This window comes from Sphingomonas sp. Leaf20, from assembly GCF_001421535.1.
GTDB lineage: Bacteria > Pseudomonadota > Alphaproteobacteria > Sphingomonadales > Sphingomonadaceae > Sphingomonas.
The window spans coordinates 1-21,383 of record NZ_LMKN01000001.1 but is presented as its reverse complement, the minus strand read 5'-3'; the positions used below and the strand labels follow the sequence as shown (position 1 = coordinate 21,383).

Below are 21,383 nucleotides of genomic sequence, written 5' to 3'. Positions count from 1 at the left end.
CGAACTAGTTTCGCACCAATGCTATCGCGGTGCCCGTATGCGAATGTAGTGCAATGCTCAGCCAGCCTCAGTGCAAACGTTAGTGCGAGCCGAGCCGGGTGCGGGCGGGTGGGCAGTGCAAACCGGTGTACCTGCTTTACAGGCGGGCTCAAGGTCAAGCCGGGCGAGGTGAGCCTCGCGCATCTCGGCGTGCTGTTCCTCGACGAACTTCCGGAATTTCAGCGCGCGGTGCTCGATTCGCTGCGCCAGCCGCTCGAGACCGGGACGATCAGCGTCGCACGCGCCAATGCGCACGTCACGTTTCCAGCCCGCGTCCAGTTGATCGCCGCGATGAACCCGTGCCGGTGCGGACATCTGGGGGATGCAAGCCTCGCCTGTTCACGCGCGCCGCGTTGCGCTGCGGACTATCAGGCCAAGGTGTCGGGGCCGCTGCTCGACCGGATCGACCTGCACGTCGAGGTCAGGGCGGTGACGGCGGCGGATCTGGTGATGCCGCCCGCGGGGGAACGGTCGGCGGCTGTCGGTGCACGCGTAGCCGCAGCGCGCGCGGTTCAGGTCGAGCGCTATCGGGATCATCCCGTGCGGACCAATGCCGAGGCGGATGGCCCCGTCCTCGATGCCGTTGCGACGCCCGATGCTGCGGGTCGCAAGCTGCTCGCGCAGGCGGCCGAGGCGATGCGGCTGACCGCGCGCGGCTATACGCGGATTCTCCGCGTCGGCCGGACGATCGCCGATCTCGCCGCCGCGCCCGAGGTGACACGGATCCATATCGCCGAGGCGCTGAGCTATCGTCGCAAGCCCCCCGTCAACTGATCCGGGACTGCGACCGCGGGCGCACAAGCCTGGGCCATCGCCAAGACGGTTTATTAATCCATGCAATATACATGAGTTGCATTCACAGAGTGCGGGGCGTGGTCGCGCCGTTTCTCATGACCGTATTTCGCCGACGTGCGCCTGGAATTGACGATGAGCTTCATGGACCGTGTCCCCCTCGTCGCCGTCGGGCGGAATGCGCAGAACGCTGCAGGCGGTACGCAGCGTTGCGGCGCCTGCCGGAGCGGAGGCGGGGTGCCCTTCGGCTTCACGATGGCGTTTCAGCCAATCATCGACATCCTGACCGGCAAGATCTGGGCGTATGAGGCGCTGGTTCGCGGTGCCGGTGGCGAGGGCGCGCAGACGGTGCTCGACCGGGTTTCGGCGGACATGATCTATGCGTTCGATCAGGCGTGCCGGGTCCGGGCGGTCGAGATGGCCGGCGCGCTGTTCGTGCCCGGCGGCGACATCAAGCTGTCGATCAATTTCATGCCGAACGCGGTGTACGAGCCCAATGCGTGCATCCGCGCGACGCTGGCGGCGGCGGCGCGCGTCGGGTTCGACAAGCGCAACCTGATGTTCGAATTCACCGAGAACGAGCGGATGCAGGACGTCGCGCATGTCCGTAGGATCATCGCGGCTTACCGCGCGCAGGGCTTCACGACCGCGATCGACGATTTCGGTGCGGGTTATGCCGGGCTCGGGCTGCTCGCGGAATTGCACCCCGACGTCATCAAGCTCGACATGATGCTGATCCGCGGCATCGATACGTCGGCGGTCAAGCGCTCGATCGTTGCGGCGGTGGTCGCGCTCGGCGCGGACCTCGGGATCGAGCCGCTTGCCGAGGGGATCGAGACGCCCGGCGAACTCGCGACGCTGCGCGCGCTCGGCGTGCGGTTGTGTCAGGGGTATCTGTTCGCGAAGCCCGAAACAGGCGCCCTGCCGCCGGTCGCGGCCTGGGGGAGCTAGGGCCCGTCCGATCCTTGCCGGAACGTCGCGTCATGCCGAGTGTTGTGCACGCGTAACGAACCGGGGGAATGCGGTGACGATTTCGGATGCACGCGCGACGCAGCTTGCGCGGCTTGGCTTTGCCGCACGCGGCCTGGTGTACCTTCTGGTCGGCTGGTTCGCGGTCGATGCGGCGATGCGCGGCGGGACGATCGCCGACAATCAGGGCGCTATCGGGTCGCTCGCGGACGAGAAGCTGGGCGTGGTGATCCTCGCGATCGTGGCGGCGGGGCTGCTGGGCTATGCGATATGGCGGTTGACCGAGGCGATCGCGGATCCGGAGCGGATCATGCAGGATGCCAAGGGTGCGGTGAAGCGGATCGGGCATGTCGTCAGCGGCGTTGCGCACTTGATCCTGGCTTGGACGGCGGCGCGGCTGGCGCTGCATCCGGCGACGGGTTCGGGTGGCCGATCGCCCGGCGACGACAGCGCACGCGACTGGACCGCGTGGCTGTTGTCCGTTCCGCTCGGGCGGTTTCTGGTGGCGGCAGTCGCGATCGGCATTCTCGCGGCAGCACTGATGCAGGCGCAAAAGGCGTGGAAGGGTAATTTCATCCGCGACCTGCACAATGATTCGTCGCTGCCCTCCTATGTCTGCACGATGGGTCGGCTGGGCTATGGTGCGCGCGCGGTCGTGTTCGCGATCGTCGCGGGGTTCTTCGCCGTGGCGGCTTGGCAGTCGCACGCCACCGAGGCGGGCGGCATGGCCGACGCGCTCGCGATGCTGCAGGATCAGCCGGGCGGGAAGTGGCTGCTGGCGGCGACCGGCATCGGGCTGGGACTGTTCGGCGTCTACAGCTTCATCGAGGCGCGCTTCCGCCGGGTTAGCGTTCGTATCCCGGGTTGACCCGCAGCGCGATCAGACAGGCGGATTAAATCGCTGACAAGACAGTGAAGTTGACCGATCACCGCTTGTTCCCGGGCAGTTTCGAGGGCAATTTGCACGCATGAAAAGACTTCTTCCGCTGTTGCTGCTGACCGCTGCCGCCGATCCTGGCCCGCCGATCCTGTCCGCGGACCGGATCAAGGCCGATATCCGCACACTCAGCGACGATTCCTTCCACGGCCGTGGCCCGACACAGGCCGGCGAGCCGATCACGCTCGACTTCCTCGAGGCGCGGTTCAGGCAATTGGGGCTGAAGCCGGGCGCTGGCTCCAGCTTTCGGCAGCGCGTCCCGTTGCTGCGCTGGACGCGCGACAGCGCGGCGTTCACGCTCAGGCTCGGTCGCCGGGACGTCACGCTAAACCCCGGCGTCGAGATCGCCGCGTCGTCGCGGATCGTCGGCGCGACGCAGCTCGACACGGTGCCGATCGTGTTCGTCGGCTACGGCGTGGTCGAGCCCAAGCTCGGCTATGACCCGTATCGCGGTGTCGACGTTCGCGGCAAAGTCGTCGTGGCGCTGGCGGGCGATCCCGATGTCGAGGCCGGGCGCGACCTTGGATTTGGCGGGCGCGCATCGAGCCCCGCGGCGCGGACCAAGCTGAACGAGGCACAGAAGCGCGGCGCGGCGGCGTTCCTGACGATCCACGAGACGTTTCCGGCGAGCTATCCCTGGCTCCAGATCGCCAATGGCGATGCGGTCCCCGGCTATGCGCTCGATACCGGCGCGATCCCGCCCGCCTTCGGGGTGCGCGGCAACATCCGGAACGATATCGGCGTCGCGTTGCTCAAGCAGGGCGGGCTCGACTATGCCGCGGCCAAGCGGTCCGCGCAGCGTGCGGACTTCGCGGCGATCGAGCTCAAGGGCGCAGCATTCTCGGCGCGCGTCGAGACACGGATCGAGCATGTCGAGAGCCACAATGTCGTCGGCGTGCTGCCCGGAACCGATCCCGCCGCGGGCAGCATCCTCTATGGCGCGCACTGGGATGCATATGGCGAGAACGCGTTCGACCCGCCCGCGGACCGGATCCGCAACGGCGCGATCGACAACGGGACGGGTACTGCCACGCTGCTCGAGATCGCGCGGGCCTATGCCGGCGCCGCGCGACCACGCCGGTCGGTGGTGTTCGCGCTGTGGACGGCAGAGGAAAAGGGGCTGCTCGGGGCGAGCTGGTACGCCGATCATCCCGTCCTGCCGCTTGCGACGACGGCGGCACAGTTCAACCTCGATCCGCACGTCGTGCTCGGCCGTACACGCGATCTCGAACTGATCGGGGTCGGACGGACGCCGATGGAGGCGGACCTCGCGCGGGTAGCGGCGGCGCAGGGGCTGCGGATCGTGCCCGAGGAAAACACGGAGGCGGGATGGTTCTATCGCTCGGATCATTACGCGCTGGCGCAGAAGGGCGTGCCCGGCGTGTATTTCCGCGCCGGCCGCGATCTGGTCGATGGCGGTGCGGCGGCGGGCGAGGCGAAGCGGAGTGCGTTCAATGCGCGATGCTATCACCAGACCTGCGACGAATATGATGCGCGCTGGGATCTGACCGGCGCGGCGCAGGAGGGCAGCGTCGCCTATGCGCTGGGCCGCGAGGTCGCGCAGGGACGGTCGTGGCCAGTCTGGAACGCAGGCGAGGCGTTCCAGATCGAGCGCGCAAAAACGGACGCCGAACGCCGTTGAGATCACTGCTGAAATCTCCGCGCGCCGGTGCATATTTACCTGTGTCGACGCGGTTTATTCAGGTTGCAGCGATATTGCCCGTGCGACGCAGGGCGCGAACGCTATAGGGAAGCCATGCAAAGCCTTTCAAAGACCCTTTTGTCCGTCACGCCCGGCGATATCCGTGATGCCCTGCCGGTGGTGACGACCGAGTCCAAGCTGCGCGGCGTGCTGCGCCGGACGCCCGCCCGGCTGCTCGGAACTGGCGTGATCGCCGCGCTGATCGTGCCGTTCGGCGCCGGGGCGGCCGCGTCGGCGCAGCAACAGCTCGTGCCGCCGCAGTTGCTTCAGCCGCAGGTCGCCCCGCCGCAGGCTCCGCCGACCTATGTGCCGGCACCCGTCATGCCCGCCGTCGCGCTGCCGACGCTGTCGGAATCGCAGGTCAAGCAGCTCCAGAAGCTGCTCGCGTCGGACACGATGGGGCAGGGGCTTGCGGTTGCGCGCCCGACGCTGGTGCTCGACGTCGACAACGACACGCTCGTCCGCCAGGCGCTCGACCATGCGCGTGCGGTGCATGCCGGGCGCCTGTCGGAGGCCGATTTCCAGCAGGATTGGGGCATGCGTCCGCCCGCGTTCGATCCGCTTCCCGGTTTTGCGGACGCGGTACGGCGAGACCGGATCGTCGCGTGGTTCGCGGCACTGCCGCCGCCCTATTCGGGCTATGACGGGCTGAAGGCCGGACTCGAGCGCTACCGCGAAATCGCGGCGTCGGGAGGCTGGTCGGCGCTCGCATCGGGTCCCGACATGACGATCGGCGCAAGCGGCCCGCGCGTCGTCGCGCTGCGTCAGCGGCTCGCGGTCGAGGACAAGGCGGTCTCGACCAGCGGCGACCGCTATGACGCGGCGCTGCTCGACGGCGTTCGCCGGGCCCAGCGCCGTTATGGCCTGAACCCGAGCGGGATCGTGTCGGTCCAGACGCTTGCAGCGCTCAACGTGTCGGCCACCGAACGCGTCCGCCAGATCATGGCGAACATGGAGCGCTGGCGCTGGCTGCCGCAGGAGCTGCCCAAGGATCGTATCCAGGTGAATATCGCCGCCGCGGTGCTGACGGTGTTCGACGGCGACAAGCCCGTCACCTCGATGCGCGCAGTCACCGGTCGGCCGGGCGACGAGACGCCGATGTTGACCTCGACGATCCACAGCGTCGTCATCAATCCGCCGTGGAACGTGCCGACCTCGATCGCCACGCGCGAATTGTGGCCGAAGGAGAAGGCCAATCCGGGGTATCTCAAGCGGAACGGCTTCAAGGTGATCGGCGGCACGCGGTTGCAGCAGTCGGCGGGGAACCAGAGCGCGCTGGGACGCTACAAGTTCGACTTCGACAATCCCTATTCGGTGTATCTCCACGACACGCCGTCGCGCGCGAAGTTTGCGAGCTTCGACCGTCTGGCGAGCCATGGCTGCGTCCGGCTCGAAAAGCCGGGTGAGCTCGCCGAGCGGCTGTTGGCGGGCGATCCGCAATGGACGTCGGAGGCGATCGCCGCGACCGTGACGAAGGGTGATACGGTCCGCGCGCGGCTGGCCAAGCCGGTCTCGGTCTATCTGCTCTACTGGACGGCGTTTGCCAGCGGGAACGGGCAGATGAATTTCCGGGCCGATCCCTATAGCTGGGACGCCAAGCTCGCCGCCAAGATCGAGGCACGCTCCGCTCGCCAGGCACTGGCGGCACGATAAGGGTAATGAACATGACGACATACAGCATGGGCAAGCGGACCAGCGGGATCGGCTTCGCGGTTGCGGCAACGATGATGACGGCGGTGCTGGGTGGCTGTTCGCGCTCCGAGCCCGAGGCACCGCCGGTGACCGAAAACATGTCCTACGAGGAAGAGGCACCGGTCGAGGAAACCGCGCCCGTCGCCGCCGAGCCCGCGGCGCCGCCTCCTGCGGAGGTCAAGGCCGAGGCCCCGCCCGCGGCGGAGATCGCGCCCGACGTCCAGATGCAGGACGACGCGGACGCGACGGGGATGACCGCACGGGTCACGCGCGACGGGTCTTCCACGAAGGACGCAGCGCCCGATACCGCAGGTGATGCTCCGACGACCAACGAGACGGAGCCGGAGTGAGACCGGCGACGGTATCACCGACCGCGACCGGCCGGCGCCTCTCGCGACTGTCGATCCATGTCTGCGCGCTGACCGCGCTCGCGATGCCAGCGGCGACAGCGATGGCCACACAGTCGCGGGACGCGCCCGCCGATCAGGCGTCGGCGTATTTGGGAACGTCGTTCCCGGGACCCGCGGGACCGATGGCAGCACCGCAGCCCGCCCCGCAGCCCGCGCCCTTGCTCCCGGCCATCGATACCGGTCCACCGCTGGTGGTGGCGTCGACGCGGACGGTGTCGGCCATCCTGATCGATGCGAGCGACGGGCGCGTGCTGTACGCGCAGAGCGCCAATTTGGTGCGGCGGCCTGCGTCGCTGACGAAGATGATGCTGTTGTTCCTGACGTTCGATGCGCTCGATGCGGACAGGCTGCAGCTTACCGATACGGTCAAGGTCTCGCGCGCGGCGGCGAACCAGCCGCCGTCGCGGCTCGGGTTCAAGCCCGGGGGAAGCCTGACCGTGGGCGAGGCGATCCGTGCGATCGCGGTGAGTTCGGCGAACGATGTCGCGGTGGCGCTCGGCGAAAAGCTCGGGGGCACCGAGGCCGGGTGCGCGCGCAAGATGACCGTCAAGGCCCGGACGCTCGGGATGCACCATACGTCGTTCACCAACGTCACCGGACTGCCGGGCGCGAATGCGACGACCGCGACGGACATGGCGCTGCTCTCGAAGGCGCTGATTGACAAGCATCCGCGCCGCTATGCGTATTTCGGAACGCGGTCCTTCACGTGGGGCACGCGCAGGCTGCTCAACCACAACCACATGCTCGGCGCCTTTGCGGGCGTCGATGGACTGAAGACGGGCTATACCGTCGAGGCGGGGTTCAACCTGGCGGCATCGGCGAAGCGAGGCAATACGCGGCTGATCGCGGTCGTCCTGGGGGAGCGCACGGGCCCCTCGCGCGATCGGCTGGTCGGGCAGATCCTCGAACGCGGGTTCGACAAGATCGCCAGCGGCGGCTGAGCCGCCGAGCGTGCGGGGGCGCTGCCCCGCACGCTCGTGGATCAAACGCGCCGGATCAGACGCGCTGGATGAGCTCGATTTCCGCCTCGACCTCAATCTCGTCGTCGTCCGCGCTGGCGTTGCCCTCATCGCCCTCGGGCATGACGAGATCGACCTTCCAGTCATAGACCTTCTCGACGTCGCCGCCCTGGACCCAGACGCGGACTGCGCCCTGCGTGATCTCGCCACCCATCGCCCCAACGAAATCGGCGACGAGCGTCTCGGCTGCATCCTCGTAGTCGGTCGCGCCGGAGATGCACGCGGAATCCATCTCCTCGTCGAAGTCGATCAGTTGCGCCCAATATTGTTTCGCCATGCCGGGATTCCGTTCGTGTGTATGGAGCGTCAGCGATGCGACGCAGTGCCGGCACCCGGCGTATCGAGCGTCGCGCCTGGCAGCAAGGCGCGTGCCGTCTTGTAGCAATCCTCGATATGCGCGTTCCCGACCAGCTTCATCGCGCCGAAGCTGATCCCCGCGGCGACCGCGGAGCCGATGAACGGTACGAACTTGGCGACGGAGCCGGCAGCGACGCGCGCGCCGACACGGCGGAGCAGGCTCGTGACGATCCGCTTGGTGACCGTGCGGCCGATCACGTTGTTGCCCATGCTGGACGCCATCACCAGGACCTGCTGCGCGATCTTGGGCTCGAGCTTCTGAACCTGGTCATGATCCAGTTCGAACTTCGCACTGATCTGCGGCAAAAGCGACGTGAGCAGACCGACGTCCGCGACCAGATCGATTCCCGGCACGGGGACGACCGCGGCGCCCGCCGAAACGAGCGAGCGCTTGGTGACGAGCGCGCGGCACTCGGTACGGACGCGCTCCAGATCCTCAAGCCGTGTAATCATGCAACCGTTCTTCCACAAAGGATTGAATTGACGGCGGATACCATAGCATCTCGCGAAGTGCGATGTGGCATCGACAGCGCCGGAGCGGTGCTGCGACGGCATGCCAGATGCCGCCATCCCAGCCACGGGATCGTGCTCCGGCGCGCCCCACGATGCGCAACTTGCCTTATTTATTTGACCGGTTCGGGACGATGCCCGACTGTCGCCCTATAGCGTCGTTGGGGAGATGGCAGACAGTGGCGTTTTCGGATTACCAGCCCCAGATGGGCAGCAGTGTGACGGCAGACGAGCGCGCGGTTCGTCTCGGGCCGAGCCTGTCGGGGACCAACCTCGAACGGGCGGGGGATTACAACCAGCGCGTCGTCCTGCAGGTCATTCGCCGTCACCCCGATATCACGCGTACCGAAATCGCGACGATGACGAACCTGACCGCGCCGACGATCGCGAATATCACGGGGCGGCTGTTCGAGGCCGACCTGATCATCGATGCGGGTCGGCGGCATGGCGGGCGTGGACAGCCCGCGGTGCGGTTGCGGATCAATCCCGATGGCTGTTTCGCGATCGGCCTGAATATCGACCGCGACCATGTGACCCTGGTGTCGCTCGATCTCGCAGGCACCGTCCGGTCGCGGGTGACGCGCCAGGTCTCGTTCGCAATGCCCGAGGACATCGTCGCGTTCGTCCGCGACGGGGTCGCTGACATCCGCGCGTCGGGCAAGGTCCGCATGGACCGCGTGCTGGGCGTCGGCGTCGCGCTTCCCGACGATCTCGGTCGCGTGCCGATGCCGCATCGGCCTGCCGGCTATGAACGCTGGGCCGATGTCGATCTTCAGGCCTTGCTCGGCGATGCGGTGCCCTGGTCGGTGCATATCGATAACGACGCCGCGGCGGCAGCGATCGGCGAGGCGCAGTTCGGCAGCGGCCACGACCATGCGAGCTTCTTCTACATATTGGTCAGCGCCGGTCTTGGCGGCGGCGTGGTGATCGATGGCTCCTATTACCGCGGCGCCGGCGCGCGCAGCGGCGAGATCGGCTTCCTGCCGCTCGCCGGTGCGCCCGATCGCGTGTTGCAGGATGTCGTGTCGCTGTCGGCGCTCTCGGCGCGGCTCGAGCACGCCGGGCTCGATCTCGGCACGGTGGAGACGACGCAGGCGTTTCCCGCCGCCTATGCACAGCATGTCGATGCCTGGCTCGATGAGGCCTCAAGCGCGCTCGTGCCCGCGTTGACCGCGGTCAACTGCCTGATCAACCCCGCCGCCGTCCTGATCGGCGGTCGCCTGCCCGATGACGTGCTCGACCGGCTCGCGAGCGACGCACACCGCAAGCTGACCGCCGCCGCACCGAATATCCCCACGATCGCGCCGATCCACCGCGCGATGCTGTCTCAGGATGCGCCCGCCGTCGGCGCCGCCATCCTGCCGTTCCTCGACCGGATTCTTCCCTCCGATGCAATCCTGATCAAGGGTTGATCAGTAAAGCAAATTGACTTTATCGAGCGACACTGCTGGGTGAGCGCAAGAAAAAGTGGAGTGGGATGCAGTGATCCAGATCGGTATCGATTTCGGTGGCACGAAGATCGAGGCCGCGGCGCTCGACGCCGATGGTCAATTCCTGACGCGGGTACGGACGCCCAATCCCGGTTGTTATGACGCGGCGATCCGGGACCTGTGCGGGCTGATCGCGCAGGCGGAGAGCGAGGCGGGCGGTCGGGGTACGATCGGCATCGGTACGCCCGGTTCGATCAGCCCGCGTGACGGCCTGATGCGCAATTCGAACGCGACCTTCCTGAATGGCCGCCGTTTCCGCGAGGATCTGGAGGCGGCGCTCGGTCGCGAGGTGCGCATGGCGAACGATGCGAATTGCATGGCATTGTCGGAAACGGTGGATGGCGCCGCGGCAGGCGCGCGCTCGGCGTTCGGCGTCATCGTCGGCACCGGCGTTGGCGGCGGGCTGGTGGTCGACGGCCGGATCGTCGAGGGCGCCAATGGCATGGGCGGCGAGTGGGGCCATGTCCCGCTCCCGTGGATGACCGCGGACGAGTTTCCCGGGCCGGCCTGCTGGTGCGGTCTGCACGGGTGCCTCGACATGCTGGTGTCGGGCACCGGGTTTCGTAACGATTATGTGAGGCGATCCGGCGTCACGCTCGATGGCCCCGCGATCGTCGTCGCGGCCGAACGGGGCGACCCCGACGCGGTCGCCGCGCTCGACGCCTATGTCGACCGGCTCGGTCGCGCGATGGCGATGGTCGCCAATATCGTCGACCCGGACGTGTTCGTGCTGGGCGGCGGCATGTCGAACGTCGCGGCGATCTACGATCCGCTGCCGGCGATCATCAGTCGCTACAGCTTCGGGCGCGACTGGAAGGGGCGCGTCGTCCCGGCGCGCTGGGGCGATTCGTCGGGCGTCCGCGGCGCCGCGCGGCTCTGGCCGGCCTGAGCCCTACCGCGCGATCGCCTTTGGCGCGGGCGTGGCAAGCGAAGCGCGGATCGCCTTGTCGGCGACCGGCGCCATGACGGCATAGCCTTTCGCATTCGGGTGCACGCCGTCGGAGGCGAGCTCGGCGCGCATCGCCTTGCCGTCGTGGAGCGCGGTCCAGTAATCGGCGTAGGTCGCGTTGTTGGACGCCGCATAGGCCTTGAGCCAGGCATTCATTGCGATGATCGGGTCGGCGGTCGCAAGACCCGGCCGCCACGGGAAGCCACCCGCGGGCGGGATCGACGCGAGGATCACCCGGATACCGTGCGCGCGCGCGAGCTCGGTCATCGTCCGGATATTGGCCTTGGTCTGGTCGGGCGACATCGGGCCGGTATTCCCGGCAATATCGTTGGTGCCCGCCATGATGTGCACGACCGCGGGCCTGAGGTCGATCACGTCCTGACGGAAGCGCAGCACCATCTGCGGCGTCGTCTGCCCGCTGATCCCGCGCCCGACGCGGTTCTTGCCGGCGAAGAAATCGGGCGCCTGGCTGACCCAGCCTTCGGTGATCGAATCGCCCATGAAGACGATGCGCTGCGCCCCGCTTGCGGCATCGGGCAGCGCGGCGTTCGCGGCCTGATAGCGCCCGAGCCATGCCCAGTCGGTCCGGAGCCGCTGCTCGGCATCGCTCGGCGCGGCGGCGGGTGCGGGTGCCGCATCCTTTTCCTGCGCGGATACGGGCGCTGCCGTCGCAATCATCGCCATGCTGAACAGTATCGATTTCATCAGAGAAGCTCCGGGCTAAGGCGACGCGGCGATCGCGACAGGATTATGCCGTGACGATCACGACGCGAGGACACGGCGGAACATCGCAAACATCCAGCCCGTCGCTTCGACGAACAACGCAGGGTCGTAGCGCGGCCCCTCGTCGCGCAGAAACGCATGCTGGCCGTTCACCTCGTGCCATTCATAGGTAGCACCAACGGCTTCGAGCCTGGCCCTGATCGCCTCGCGCCCGGTAAAGGGAACGTGCGGGTCCTGGCGTCCCCAGACGAACAACGTCTCGGCCTTGAGTTCCGCCATCCGCGCGAGGCTGTCGTCGTTGCGACCGAACCCGAGCGTGCCGCTATGGATGTCGGTCGCGTAGAAGCAGGCGGCGGCGGTGACGCGCGGATCGAGTGCGGCGCGATAGGCGAGGTGCCCGCCGAGGCAGACGCCCATCGTCGCCAGCCGCCCGTTGCAGGCCGGATGCGCGGTCAGCAGGTTGAGCGTCGCGGTCGCATCGGCATCGAACGCCGAGACGGGCTTGGTCAGTTTCAGCAGATTGCCACGATCCGTTCCCGCCGGATCGTAGCGCAGGACGGTGCCCGGCGTTTCGTAGTCATGGTAGACCTCGGGCACGGCGACGCAATAGCCATGCCCTGCGACGAACGCGGCAAGCCTGCGGATCGGCTCGGTGACCTGATAGATTTCGGAAAACAACGCCACGCCGGGATAGCGCCCCTCGACCGCCGGACGGAAGATATGCGTCCGCATCACGCCACCGGTCGCGAAGGGAACGTCGATTGTCTCGTCGCTGCGAATGATCATCGGGTGGGTGCTCGCTGGTCGTGATGGGGGATGACCAGGATGCTCATCGCGCCGACCGGGTCCGCGTTGAGCACTTCGAAACTGCCGCCGAGCTGGCGTGCGAGCGTGGTGGCGATCTTCGATCCGAGGCTGATGCTGGTGCGCAGATCGAATGCGGGAGGCAGGCCCGCACCGTCATCGACGACGCTGAGGTGAAGATGCCCCGCGACCTCGACCAGATCGATCGCGATGCGACCGTCGTCGCGCGTGGCAAACCCGTGCTCGATCGCGTTGGCGATCGCCTCGGCAAGGATCAGCGCGAGCGGGATCAGCGCGTCGGGTGGCAGCGTGATCCCCTCGGGCGCGGAGACGCTGTGTGCGATTCCGGGCTTGCCGCCCGCCTCGATCACGTCGGCGGCGAGATCGCGCAGGAATTGATGGAGCGCGATCTGCGACCCGCTGGTGTCGTAAAGCTGCCGCTGGATGCGACCGATCAGCGTCAACCGCGTCGCGGCGTTGTCGAGCGCCTGGATCGCCGCGGGATCGGTGACACCGCGCTTCTGCAGCGACAGGACCGCACCGATCATCTGCAGGTTGTTCGAGACGCGGTGCTGGAGTTCGCCGAACAGGATCTCGGTGCGTTCGGCGAGTTGCGTGCTGCGCAGCGCCAGGTCCGCATTACGCTCGCGTTCGTCGCGCAGCCGGTGGTTGGCTGTCTGCATCCAGTCGACGAGCATGATGTCGACCGTGACCACGCCCGCATAGAAGAGCAGCGCGACCGCGGTATCGACGCCAAGCGCGAAGCCGTTGATCGGGGGAATGAAGAAATACCACGCCATCAGGCCGCACAGCACGGCGGCGAGCGTGCCCGGACCGCGGCCCAGCAGGAACGCGCAGATGATCACCGCGGGGAAGAAGGTCAGGTACGGGAAGCCGGGCGGCAGCAGGTGATCGCTCGCCATGCGCAGGACGCACGCCCCGACCGACAGGCCGACCGCCAGCATATAGGCGGCGATCGGCCGGTCGGTGAGCAAGGGCAGCCGCTCGAGCAGGCGCCGCGGGCGCTGATCGACCAGCGGCATGGGCGGGGAGGACAGGGGAAGACCGTGGTTCACGCCCCGTCGTACCAGCCCCGTCAGTTTGCGCCAAATGCGCGTGTCTCGTTTGAACCGCGATGTTTCGTACAAGATTTCGGTTTAGCGCGGCTTCACGAATTTGAGCGTCATCCGGTCGCTCTCGCCGATCGCGGCATAGCGCGCCCGATCGACGTCGCCCTCGGCATAGTTGGGCGGCAGCGTCCAGACGCCCTTGGGATAGTCGTGGCTGTCCTTGGGGTTGGCGTTGATCGCGCTTTCGGCGGCCAGCTTGAACCCGGCGCGGGTCGCGAACGCGATCACCGACGACCGCTTCATATAGCCGCTCTTGCCTTCGACGATCGTCCCCGTCTCGGGCAGGTGATGCTCGACGAGGCCGAGCGTACCACCTGGCTTGAGCATCGCGAACATCTGGTCGAACGCGGCCTGCGTCTGGTCGACCGCACCGAAGCGCCAATTGTGCACGTTGCGGAACGTCAGCACGACGTCGGCGCTGCCCGCAGGCACCGCGGGCTGGTCGGCGACGCGCGGGAACATCGCATATTTGACCGAGCGATAGGCCGCGGGCTGCGCCGCCTGCTTGCCGCGCACCGCCGCAAGACCCTTTTCGTTCGGCGCGGCCGCGTAGAGCGTGCCCTTCGCCGCGAGATAGGGCCCGAGGATCTCGGTATACCAGCCGCCGCTCGGCCAGATCTCGACGACCGTGTCGGTCGGCTTCACGCCGAAAAATGCGAGCGTCTGCGCAGGGTGGCGATATTGGTCGCGCGCGATCGTCTTCGCGGTGCGCGTATCCGCCTTCGTCGCGGCGATCAGCGCGGGGCTCGGGACGGGACCCCTGACGGGATCGGGTGCCGCGATCGCGCCGGTTGCGAGCGACAGGCCGGCGGCGACAAGAAGGACGTTTCGCATCGGAATACCTCATGACGGGAAGCCGACAGCATAGACCCCGCGCTTGCCTGACGGCAAGGCGGGGTCTGAACCGTCCCTCGACGATCGGCGCGGTGGCCGATCAAGGACTTACGCGGCGACGGCCACGGTTATTACGCAGCGGCTCGCGGCTGCGCCGGCTCGAATTTGCCGGTCTCGTTGATGACGCGCAGGATGCCGTCGTCGATCGAGAAGACCGCGCCGCGGATCTCGAGCTGGTCGGCTTCCTCGGCCTCGCGAACGAACGGGAATGTGCGAAGATTGTCGATCGACGTCTGCACGGCTGCCTGCTCCATCGCCTCACGGGCCTCTGTCGACGTCAGATCGGCATGGTCCGACGAGACCTTCGCCTTGGCACCGTCGAGGAGGTGGACCCAGTCGCTGATAAAACCACCCTTGCCGCGCTCTGCATCGGTGAAGGTGCCGGCGAGCGCCGCCTTGCAGCCACCGCACTGGCCATGGCCAAGCACGACGATCTCGGTGACCTTGAGTTGCGTCACCGCGAACTCGACGGCCGCGGACACACCGTGATAGCCGCCGCCGGTTTCGAACGGCGGGACAAGGTTTGCGACGTTGCGCACGACGAACATCTCGCCGGGCAACGTGTCGAAGATCTGCGCGGGCTCGACCCGGCTGTCGGAACACGCGATCACCATCACGCGCGGCTCCTGTCCGCCCTTCAGCTTTTCCCAACGGTCGTGCTGGCGCCGCCAATCGGACGTGCGGAATCGCTGATAGCCATCAACTAGGTCGGCAAAATCGGTCATATGTATCGTCTCCCGGGATACGGCCACAACGGCCAGATCGAACCAACCCCATCTACCCACTGTTGTTCCCTGCGAACACCATTTTGCCCCCGAACCTGAGACGAGGCGGGCATTGCGCCGCACGAGTCGCGTCTCGAGGCGTTGCTCACGATTGCCCGATAGGCGGCGATGACCGCCGTTAACCACCGGCGAAATATGGGTGGGCCTATATTGGTCCGTTCAATGGGGTGAAACGGCGGTGGGCGGCCAAGGGCAGCTCCAAAGTTGCGATACCGGCTATCGCCAGTCGGTGGCGATACTCGCAATCCGCCAAGCTAATAAAGGTCAGCACAAGTTACCAAATGCTCGCAAGCAGATGTTGATCCAGTTGAAAAACCTGTGACGCTATACGTTCGTCATGCTGACCAATGTCTCCGGTGTGACTATTGTGTCGCGGCTGTATCAAAACGATAATTGGTAATAAAAAGGTCATTTTCGCAATAGATTCGATAAGCGAATTGGTTATATCGCTGCGTCACGCGGTCGGATCGGTGACCAAAACAATACCGGCTGATCGGGTTTGGAGCGATGCGGGCGGCCGTGTCGGGGATGGCGCTGCGGCGTCGAAGGGAAGGGGCTTTGACCATGGTTTTCCACAAGCAGGTTTTACTCGCCACGAGCGCACTCGCGTTCGGGATGACGATGTCGGCGGCCTCCGCGCAGATTGCCCCGGGCTCCGCCGACGCGCAGGTCGGTACGACCACGCAATCCTCGACCCCCGATAGCGCGAATGCCGACAGCGACATCGTCGTCACCGGTATCCGTGGCAGTCTGCGCAGCGCGATCGCGGTCAAGCGCGAGGCCAATGCGGTGGTCGACGTGATCAGCGCCGAGGCGATCGGCAAGTTCCCGGATCGCAACGTCGCCGAGTCGCTGTCGCATATCCCCGGCGTCAGCATCGACCGTCGTTTCGGCGAGGGCGAAAAGGTCGCCATTCTGGGGACGGACCCCGCGCTCAACCGCATGCTGCTCGATGGCCACGCGCTGGCGTCGGCCGACTGGGGCGGCAACGACAACGACCCGTCGAGCCGCACCTTCAACTATTCGCTGCTCGCACCCGAACTGGTCGACCGCCTCGAAGTCTACAAGTCGCCCGAACCCCGCATCGAGGAAGGCAGCCTCGGCGGGACGGTCATCGTCCGCACGCGGCGGCCGCTCGAATTGAAGGCCAATTCGATCTTCGCGTCGGGCGGCTATTCGTACAATGACCGCTCGGACAAGGGCAATGTCCGTGGCTCGGGCCTTTACAGCTGGAAGAACGACAGCGAGACGATCGGCTTCCTCGCCGCCGCCACCTACGACAAGCAGAGCCTGACGCGGTCGGGCGTCGAATTCTTCGGCTATCAGAGCGGCGCCGACTTCTTCCAGAAGGACGCAAATGGCGCGGTCCGCCGCGACGCGAGCGGGCAGGGCCTCCTGCTCAATCCCGCGGCGACCGTGACCGGCGGCACGAAGGAGGACCTGATCAACGCGGTGGCGCCTTTCGGCATCAACTACGCGTATTTCCAGCAGACCCGCGAGCGCAAGAGCTTCTCGGGCACCGCGCAGATCCGTCCGGTCAGTAACCTGACGCTGACGCTCAACGGGCTGCATATCGACGGCAATTACAACAACTACAGCCAGTCGATGTACACGATCCCGGTCGCATGGACGGGCAACGTCCTCCAGTCCGCCAATGTCAGCAATGGCGTGGTCGACTCCGCCTCGTTCGGGGCCGCCACCAGCCAGAGCGCGCAGCTCGACACGCTGGTCCGTCGCACCAAGCTGAAGACCAACAACCTCAATTTCTTTGCCGATTATGAAGACGATACCGGCGCCAAGGTCTCGTTCGCCGGCGGCTGGAGCAAGGCGACCGGCGGCCGCAATCCGGAATATCTCTTCAACGTCCAGACCCGCCTGCCGTTCAGCTATGCCTTCACCAAGGACAGCGCCACGGTCAATTTCGTCGGTGATCCGACCAATGCCGCGAATTATTTCACCAACCCGAACAACAACCCCGCGCAGATCGAGGGCCGTCCGGTCATCATCAACGGCACGGCGCTCAACGCGGCACAGATTGGCGGGCTCGACTATAGCGTCACGACCGACCGCGATATCTTCGGCGGGTATGACGCGACGATCCCGGTGTCCTTCGGTCCGTTCACGCAGCTCCTGCTCGGGGCGCGCGTCACCGACCACGTCAACCGCATCGATGGCCGCGGAATCAACACCTATCTGACGACGTCGCAGCTCGCGTCGCAGCTCAACGTGCCCACCGCGTCGACGCCCGACGGCACGTTCAGCGGCAGCGGTGGTCTCGGCAACGCGACCCAATATCTGAACCTGTCGCAGCAGGCGGTCATCGACATCCTGGCGAACGCGATCAACTCGCCGCTGACCACCAAGATCGGTGCGACCACGCGGGTCAAGGAGACCGTCGCGGCGAGCTATGCCCAGCTCAACTTCGACCAGGGCGGATTCCGCGGCAACATCGGCGGCCGCCTCGTCTATACGCAGGACGTGTCGGATTATGCGCTGACGCTGTCGACCGCGGCAAACCCGAACCCGACGCCCACGCCGACGACCACGACGACCGATTACCTGAAGTTCCTGCCGAGCTTCAACATCGCCTATGAAGCCAGCTCGTCGCTGATCTTCCGCGGTGCGGTCGCGCGCGTGATCTCGCGGCCACGCTATCAGGATCTGGCCGCGTCGATCTCGCAGAACGACACGACGCGCGATGCGGGCGGCGGCAACCCCAACCTCAAGCCGTACGAATCGACGAACTACGAGGCGACGGCCGAATTCTATCCGCGCCCGGGCAGCCTGATCGCGGTCGAAGCCTTCCGCCGCGAGATCAGCAACTACATCATCACCACGCGGACCGAGGGTGTGACGCTGTTCAATTCGCTCACGGGGCAGCTCGAGAACAACTACAGCGTCTCGCAGCCGATCAACGGCGGCAAGGCCAAGGTCAACGGTATCCTCGTCTCGGGCCAGAGCGAGATCTGGGGCGGGTTCGGCCTGCAGGCGAACTACACGTTCCAGGACAGCAGCACCTCGTCGAGCGATGCCTCGGGCGCCGAGCTGAACTTGCCCTATCTGTCGAAGCATACGGTCAACGTGATCCCGTATTTCGAGAGCGGTCCGTTCCAGGCGCGGCTGAGCTACAATTACCGCACCAAGTATTTCCGCACGATCGGCCGGCTCGGCTCGCGCGAAATGGTGGCGGCGTATAACCAGCTCGATCTGTCGGCCGGGTTCAACCTGACCAAGCAGGTCACGCTGTCGCTCAACGCGCAGAACCTGCTCGACGAGACGTATCGCCAGTACAACGCGACGCCTGACCGGCCGACCGCGTTCTACAAGAACGGCCGCACCTACGTCGCGTCGCTCTCGTTCCGTATGTAGGCTGACGGAGCACTGCCGTAGCGGGCCGGGAACGGTTCGCCACGGTGTCCGATGGCTGAACCGTTTCCTTTCAACGCCATGCTGCCGAAAATCACGTAACGGCTGCTTGCGGTGCGCGCGCGGCTGGGGCATCGGCCAGCCGTGGCAAGGCGGGGTCGACCTGTCCCTGCCGGACCGGGCGGGCAGTGGGGCTCGTACCGCAGTACCGAGCGTCCGATCGATCATGGTTATGCAGCGCCGTATCATCACCCTCGCGGTCGGCTCCGGGGTCTTCCTGGCCTCCGCCGGCGGCGCGAGCGCGCAAACCGTCCAGGACCTCCAGCGTCAGATCGACGAACTCAAGGCGACGATCGCCGAGCTCAAGGCGGCGCAGGGTGGTCCGGGCGGGTCTGTGATGCAGACCGCGCAGAGCAGCCCGCCGACGGCGGCGCCGTCGGCGTTAGCGCCTGCGCGCGCCGCACCGACCATGGTACCGCCGTCCGCGACGATCATGCAGGCATCGACACCGCCGCAGCCGGTATCCGCGCCCAGAAAACCCTGGTACGAGACGATCAACGTCCGCGGGTATACGCAGCTGCGGTTCAACGAGATCGTGTCGGGCGATCGTCGCGCACCCGATGGCGTGTCGCGACTGCGCTCCGTGCATGACGGCGGCATCGGCGACGACACCAACTTCACCTTCCGCCGCATCCGGCTCGTGCTGGAGGGCGATCTGAGCGACCGCGTGTCCTTTTACCTGCAGCCCGATTTCGCGAGCAGCGTCAGCAACCAGTCGGGCGGCGAACGGCGCGAAGCCTTTGTCCAGTTACGCGATGCCTATGTCGACACCTTCCTCGATGCGGACAAGCGCTTCAGCCTGCGCTTCGGCCAGTCCAAGGTACCCTATGGCTGGGAGAACATGCAGTCGTCGTCGAACCGCCTGACGCTCGATCGCAGCGACGGGATCAACAGCGCGGTTCCAAGCGAGCGCGATATCGGCGTGATCGGCTTTTATACGCCGCGCCATGTCGACCGGATCTGGTCGCGGCTTCAGAAGGACGGCCAGAAGCTGTTCGGCAAATACGGCGCGTTCGGTATCGGCGTCTTCAACGGGCAGGGAATCAACCGCACCGAGACCAATGACGGCGTGATGACGGTCCTGGCGGCGACCTGGCCGTTCGAGCTCGACGGGCTGGGGCAGCGCTGGACGGGGCAGGTGCTCGAGATCGGCGGTGCGCTGATCCGCAACCGGGTCCAGCCTGAAATTCGTGACGGGGGCACCAGCGACCGGGCGTTCGCCGACGACCGCATCGGCGTCCATGCGATCCTGTATCCCCGGCCGCTGGGGTTTCAGGCCGAATGGAACTGGGGCCGCGGACCTGAATATGATGTCGTGCAGCAGGCGATCACGACCCGTGCGCTCAACGGCGGGTATGTCCAGGCGATGGGCCGAGTGAAACGGTCGCTGGTCGGGCCGTTCATGCCCTATGCCCGCTGGCAATATTACCGGGGTGGCTGGAAGGCGCTGACCAATGCGCCGCGGCTCGAGACCGACGAGCTGGAGCTGGGTATCGAATTCCAGCCGGTGCCGCCGCTCGAACTGACCATCGCCTATTCGCACATGAAGCGGCTCGAGGCGGACGAGCGACGGACGGGGCGCGCGGAAGGCGACCTGATCCGCACGCAGCTCCAGTGGAATTACTGACCAACCGCTGACATCGCGATGGGTCGGCGTACAGGTGGTGCCGCCTGGCGCGGTTGGCCGACAGCTTCAGCCGGGCGTTCCCATCGCGACCTGACGGGGCGGCGTTGCCGCCGGGGCCTCCGCCGGGATACGACCCAGCAGATATCCGTCGTCGAATGTCGCGAGCGCGACCAGCGCCTCCCAGTCGTGAATCGTCAGCCGGCGTTGCGCGAGCGAGACCAGTCCCTCGCGTCGCAGCTCCTGCAACACGCGATTGATATGAATCGCGGTCATCGCGCAGGCATCGCCCAGATGGAATTGCGTAAGCGGGAGGTCGCAACTCCCTCCCTTCGCAAGCCCGACCAGGTCGGAACGTCGGTAAAGCTCGCAAAGCAGATGCGCGAGACGCTGTTTCGCGGCGCTGTGACCGACGTTGATCGTCCACGCGCGCTGGATCGCGGCGGTCATCAACGCATCCGACCAGAGCGCACGCTCCAGCCCCGGATACCGTGTCGTAACGTCCGCAAGCGTCGTAGCGCCGATCTGTACGACCTGCACCGCGTTGATCGACGCGATCGACTGGTCGCCTGCGCCAAGCGCGAGGATGTCGAAATCGCAGACATCGCCCGGCATGTAGAAGGCGACGATCCTGCGTCGACCATCCGGCAGCATCCTGTAGCGGCAGGCCCAGCCGCCAAGAAGCAGATGAATGCCGCGCGACCCAGGCGCCCCGCCGGCCAGCGCCGAGCGAGCGGGAAGCCGGAGCAAGCCCCGATCGCTGACATCCTGGATGACGGACCGTTCCTCGACGGAAACCTGATGCACCGCAGACAGCTTGCGGACCAGTGGATCGATCGCCGCGCGCTGGGGCCGCGATGATGACGGCCGGATCGTGGACGGTACGGCCGAGAGTTTGGGATAGTCGATCGCCATCCCGAAGATACGGCCGGATCCTAATCTGGATGAATGTCAGATCCAGATTGGCCAATTTAGGCGTGGCGTCCCGGTGTGCCCCTCAAGGCCGCCCTGTGGGGCACGGGGGGCGTTGAAACGCGTGAGTTTGGAAAAATTGCCATAAAAGTGAAATTTGCATTTGACGGGGTTGGGGGAGGGGCCTAGAGGGGTGTCACCGCAGCGGAGTGCCTTACG

Annotated in this window: 18 protein-coding genes and 1 pseudogene; 11 read left to right on the top strand and 8 right to left on the bottom strand. The window is 66.3% G+C overall.

The window, feature by feature from the left end; all coding sequences use genetic code 11:
* Positions 1-138 precede the first annotated feature (138 nt).
* The 7 genes and pseudogenes from ASE72_RS00095 to ASE72_RS00065 form a co-directional block, all read left to right on the top strand.
* A pseudogene (locus tag ASE72_RS00095) lies at positions 139-813 on the top strand (ATP-binding protein); the annotation flags it as partial.
* 162 nt (positions 814-975) lie between these two features.
* Positions 976-1,782, top strand: a complete 807-nt coding sequence (locus ASE72_RS00090; protein ID WP_443024692.1) for an EAL domain-containing protein — start codon at positions 976-978, stop codon at positions 1,780-1,782.
* 73 nt (positions 1,783-1,855) lie between these two features.
* Entirely contained in the window at positions 1,856-2,668 is an 813-nt protein-coding gene (locus tag ASE72_RS00085) for a DUF1206 domain-containing protein (RefSeq protein WP_056015340.1), read from the top strand.
* A 100-nt stretch (positions 2,669-2,768) separates the two neighbouring features.
* A complete protein-coding gene (locus tag ASE72_RS00080; protein ID WP_056015338.1) occupies positions 2,769-4,379 on the top strand; it encodes a M28 family peptidase in 1,611 nt (536 codons plus the stop codon).
* A 114-nt stretch (positions 4,380-4,493) separates the two neighbouring features.
* The gene (locus ASE72_RS00075; protein ID WP_082445687.1) at positions 4,494-6,092 is read left to right on the top strand and encodes a L,D-transpeptidase family protein; all 1,599 of its coding nucleotides are present in this window, start codon (positions 4,494-4,496) and stop codon (positions 6,090-6,092) included.
* Between the two features lie 11 nt (positions 6,093-6,103).
* A complete protein-coding gene (locus ASE72_RS00070; RefSeq protein ID WP_235532168.1) occupies positions 6,104-6,481 on the top strand; it encodes a hypothetical protein in 378 nt (125 codons plus the stop codon).
* Complete coding sequence (locus tag ASE72_RS00065) at positions 6,478-7,482, top strand: D-alanyl-D-alanine carboxypeptidase family protein (protein ID WP_056015334.1); 1,005 nt, start codon at positions 6,478-6,480, stop codon at positions 7,480-7,482. The genes ASE72_RS00070 and ASE72_RS00065 overlap by 4 nt, the downstream gene beginning before the upstream one ends.
* 55 nt (positions 7,483-7,537) lie before the next feature.
* Here ASE72_RS00065 and ASE72_RS00060 read toward each other — a convergent pair whose 3' ends face one another.
* Positions 7,538-7,837 (bottom strand): hypothetical protein, encoded by a 300-nt coding sequence (locus ASE72_RS00060; RefSeq protein WP_056015332.1) that lies wholly within the window; start codon positions 7,835-7,837, stop codon positions 7,538-7,540.
* A gap of 29 nt (positions 7,838-7,866) precedes the next feature.
* Positions 7,867-8,370 carry a hypothetical protein gene (locus tag ASE72_RS00055; RefSeq protein WP_056015330.1) on the bottom strand — a complete coding sequence of 168 codons (504 nt, stop codon included), beginning with the start codon at positions 8,368-8,370 and terminating at the stop codon, positions 7,867-7,869.
* A gap of 263 nt (positions 8,371-8,633) precedes the next feature.
* Here ASE72_RS00055 and ASE72_RS00050 point away from each other — a divergent pair, with 263 nt between their 5' ends.
* Together ASE72_RS00050 and ASE72_RS00045 are read left to right on the top strand one after the other, a co-directional pair.
* The gene (locus ASE72_RS00050; RefSeq protein ID WP_443024730.1) at positions 8,634-9,839 is read left to right on the top strand and encodes an ROK family protein; all 1,206 of its coding nucleotides are present in this window, start codon (positions 8,634-8,636) and stop codon (positions 9,837-9,839) included.
* A 70-nt stretch (positions 9,840-9,909) separates the two neighbouring features.
* Positions 9,910-10,806 (top strand): ROK family protein, encoded by an 897-nt coding sequence (locus ASE72_RS00045; RefSeq protein WP_056018534.1) that lies wholly within the window; start codon positions 9,910-9,912, stop codon positions 10,804-10,806.
* A 3-nt stretch (positions 10,807-10,809) separates the two neighbouring features.
* Here the strand turns inward: ASE72_RS00045 and ASE72_RS00040 are convergent, their stop codons facing one another.
* From ASE72_RS00040 to ASE72_RS00020, 5 genes are all read right to left on the bottom strand, one after another.
* The gene (locus tag ASE72_RS00040; RefSeq protein WP_056015328.1) at positions 10,810-11,571 is read right to left on the bottom strand and encodes an SGNH/GDSL hydrolase family protein; all 762 of its coding nucleotides are present in this window, start codon (positions 11,569-11,571) and stop codon (positions 10,810-10,812) included.
* Between the two features lie 57 nt (positions 11,572-11,628).
* Complete coding sequence (locus ASE72_RS00035) at positions 11,629-12,375, bottom strand: dienelactone hydrolase family protein (protein WP_056015326.1); 747 nt, start codon at positions 12,373-12,375, stop codon at positions 11,629-11,631.
* Positions 12,372-13,469, bottom strand: coding sequence for a sensor histidine kinase (locus tag ASE72_RS00030; RefSeq protein WP_235532166.1), 1,098 nt, complete (start codon positions 13,467-13,469; stop codon positions 12,372-12,374). Before ASE72_RS00030 ends, ASE72_RS00035 begins: the two co-directional genes overlap by 4 nt.
* A gap of 81 nt (positions 13,470-13,550) precedes the next feature.
* Positions 13,551-14,357: a class I SAM-dependent methyltransferase gene (locus ASE72_RS00025; protein WP_056015322.1), complete on the bottom strand. Its 807-nt coding sequence runs from the start codon at positions 14,355-14,357 to the stop codon at positions 13,551-13,553.
* Between the two features lie 131 nt (positions 14,358-14,488).
* Positions 14,489-15,142: a carbonic anhydrase gene (locus tag ASE72_RS00020; protein WP_056015320.1), complete on the bottom strand. Its 654-nt coding sequence runs from the start codon at positions 15,140-15,142 to the stop codon at positions 14,489-14,491.
* A 624-nt stretch (positions 15,143-15,766) separates the two neighbouring features.
* Here ASE72_RS00020 and ASE72_RS00015 point away from each other — a divergent pair.
* The gene (locus ASE72_RS00015) at positions 15,767-18,571 is read left to right on the top strand and encodes a TonB-dependent receptor (protein WP_056015317.1); all 2,805 of its coding nucleotides are present in this window, start codon (positions 15,767-15,769) and stop codon (positions 18,569-18,571) included.
* A 229-nt stretch (positions 18,572-18,800) separates the two neighbouring features.
* Entirely contained in the window at positions 18,801-20,255 is a 1,455-nt protein-coding gene (locus tag ASE72_RS00010; RefSeq protein ID WP_082445686.1) for a porin, read from the top strand.
* A 66-nt stretch (positions 20,256-20,321) separates the two neighbouring features.
* Here the strand turns inward: ASE72_RS00010 and ASE72_RS00005 are convergent, their stop codons facing one another.
* A complete protein-coding gene (locus tag ASE72_RS00005; RefSeq protein ID WP_056015313.1) occupies positions 20,322-21,167 on the bottom strand; it encodes a Crp/Fnr family transcriptional regulator in 846 nt (281 codons plus the stop codon).
* Positions 21,168-21,383: the final 216 nt, after the last annotated feature.

Coding starts and splice junctions, on each gene's coding strand:
- ASE72_RS00090 (WP_443024692.1), top strand. CDS start 976: ATGGACCGTGTCCCCCTCGTCGCCGTCGGGCGGAATGCGCAGAACGCT.
- ASE72_RS00080 (WP_056015338.1), top strand. CDS start 2,769: ATGAAAAGACTTCTTCCGCTGTTGCTGCTGACCGCTGCCGCCGATCCT.
- ASE72_RS00075 (WP_082445687.1), top strand. CDS start 4,494: ATGCAAAGCCTTTCAAAGACCCTTTTGTCCGTCACGCCCGGCGATATC.
- ASE72_RS00070 (WP_235532168.1), top strand. CDS start 6,104: ATGACGACATACAGCATGGGCAAGCGGACCAGCGGGATCGGCTTCGCG.
- ASE72_RS00060 (WP_056015332.1), bottom strand. CDS start 7,837: ATGGCGAAACAATATTGGGCGCAACTGATCGACTTCGACGAGGAGATG.
- ASE72_RS00055 (WP_056015330.1), bottom strand. CDS start 8,370: ATGATTACACGGCTTGAGGATCTGGAGCGCGTCCGTACCGAGTGCCGC.
- ASE72_RS00050 (WP_443024730.1), top strand. CDS start 8,634: ATGGGCAGCAGTGTGACGGCAGACGAGCGCGCGGTTCGTCTCGGGCCG.
- ASE72_RS00040 (WP_056015328.1), bottom strand. CDS start 11,571: ATGAAATCGATACTGTTCAGCATGGCGATGATTGCGACGGCAGCGCCC.
- ASE72_RS00035 (WP_056015326.1), bottom strand. CDS start 12,375: ATGATCATTCGCAGCGACGAGACAATCGACGTTCCCTTCGCGACCGGT.
- ASE72_RS00025 (WP_056015322.1), bottom strand. CDS start 14,357: ATGCGAAACGTCCTTCTTGTCGCCGCCGGCCTGTCGCTCGCAACCGGC.
- ASE72_RS00020 (WP_056015320.1), bottom strand. CDS start 15,142: ATGACCGATTTTGCCGACCTAGTTGATGGCTATCAGCGATTCCGCACG.
- ASE72_RS00015 (WP_056015317.1), top strand. CDS start 15,767: ATGGTTTTCCACAAGCAGGTTTTACTCGCCACGAGCGCACTCGCGTTC.
- ASE72_RS00010 (WP_082445686.1), top strand. CDS start 18,801: ATGCAGCGCCGTATCATCACCCTCGCGGTCGGCTCCGGGGTCTTCCTG.
- ASE72_RS00005 (WP_056015313.1), bottom strand. CDS start 21,167: ATGGCGATCGACTATCCCAAACTCTCGGCCGTACCGTCCACGATCCGG.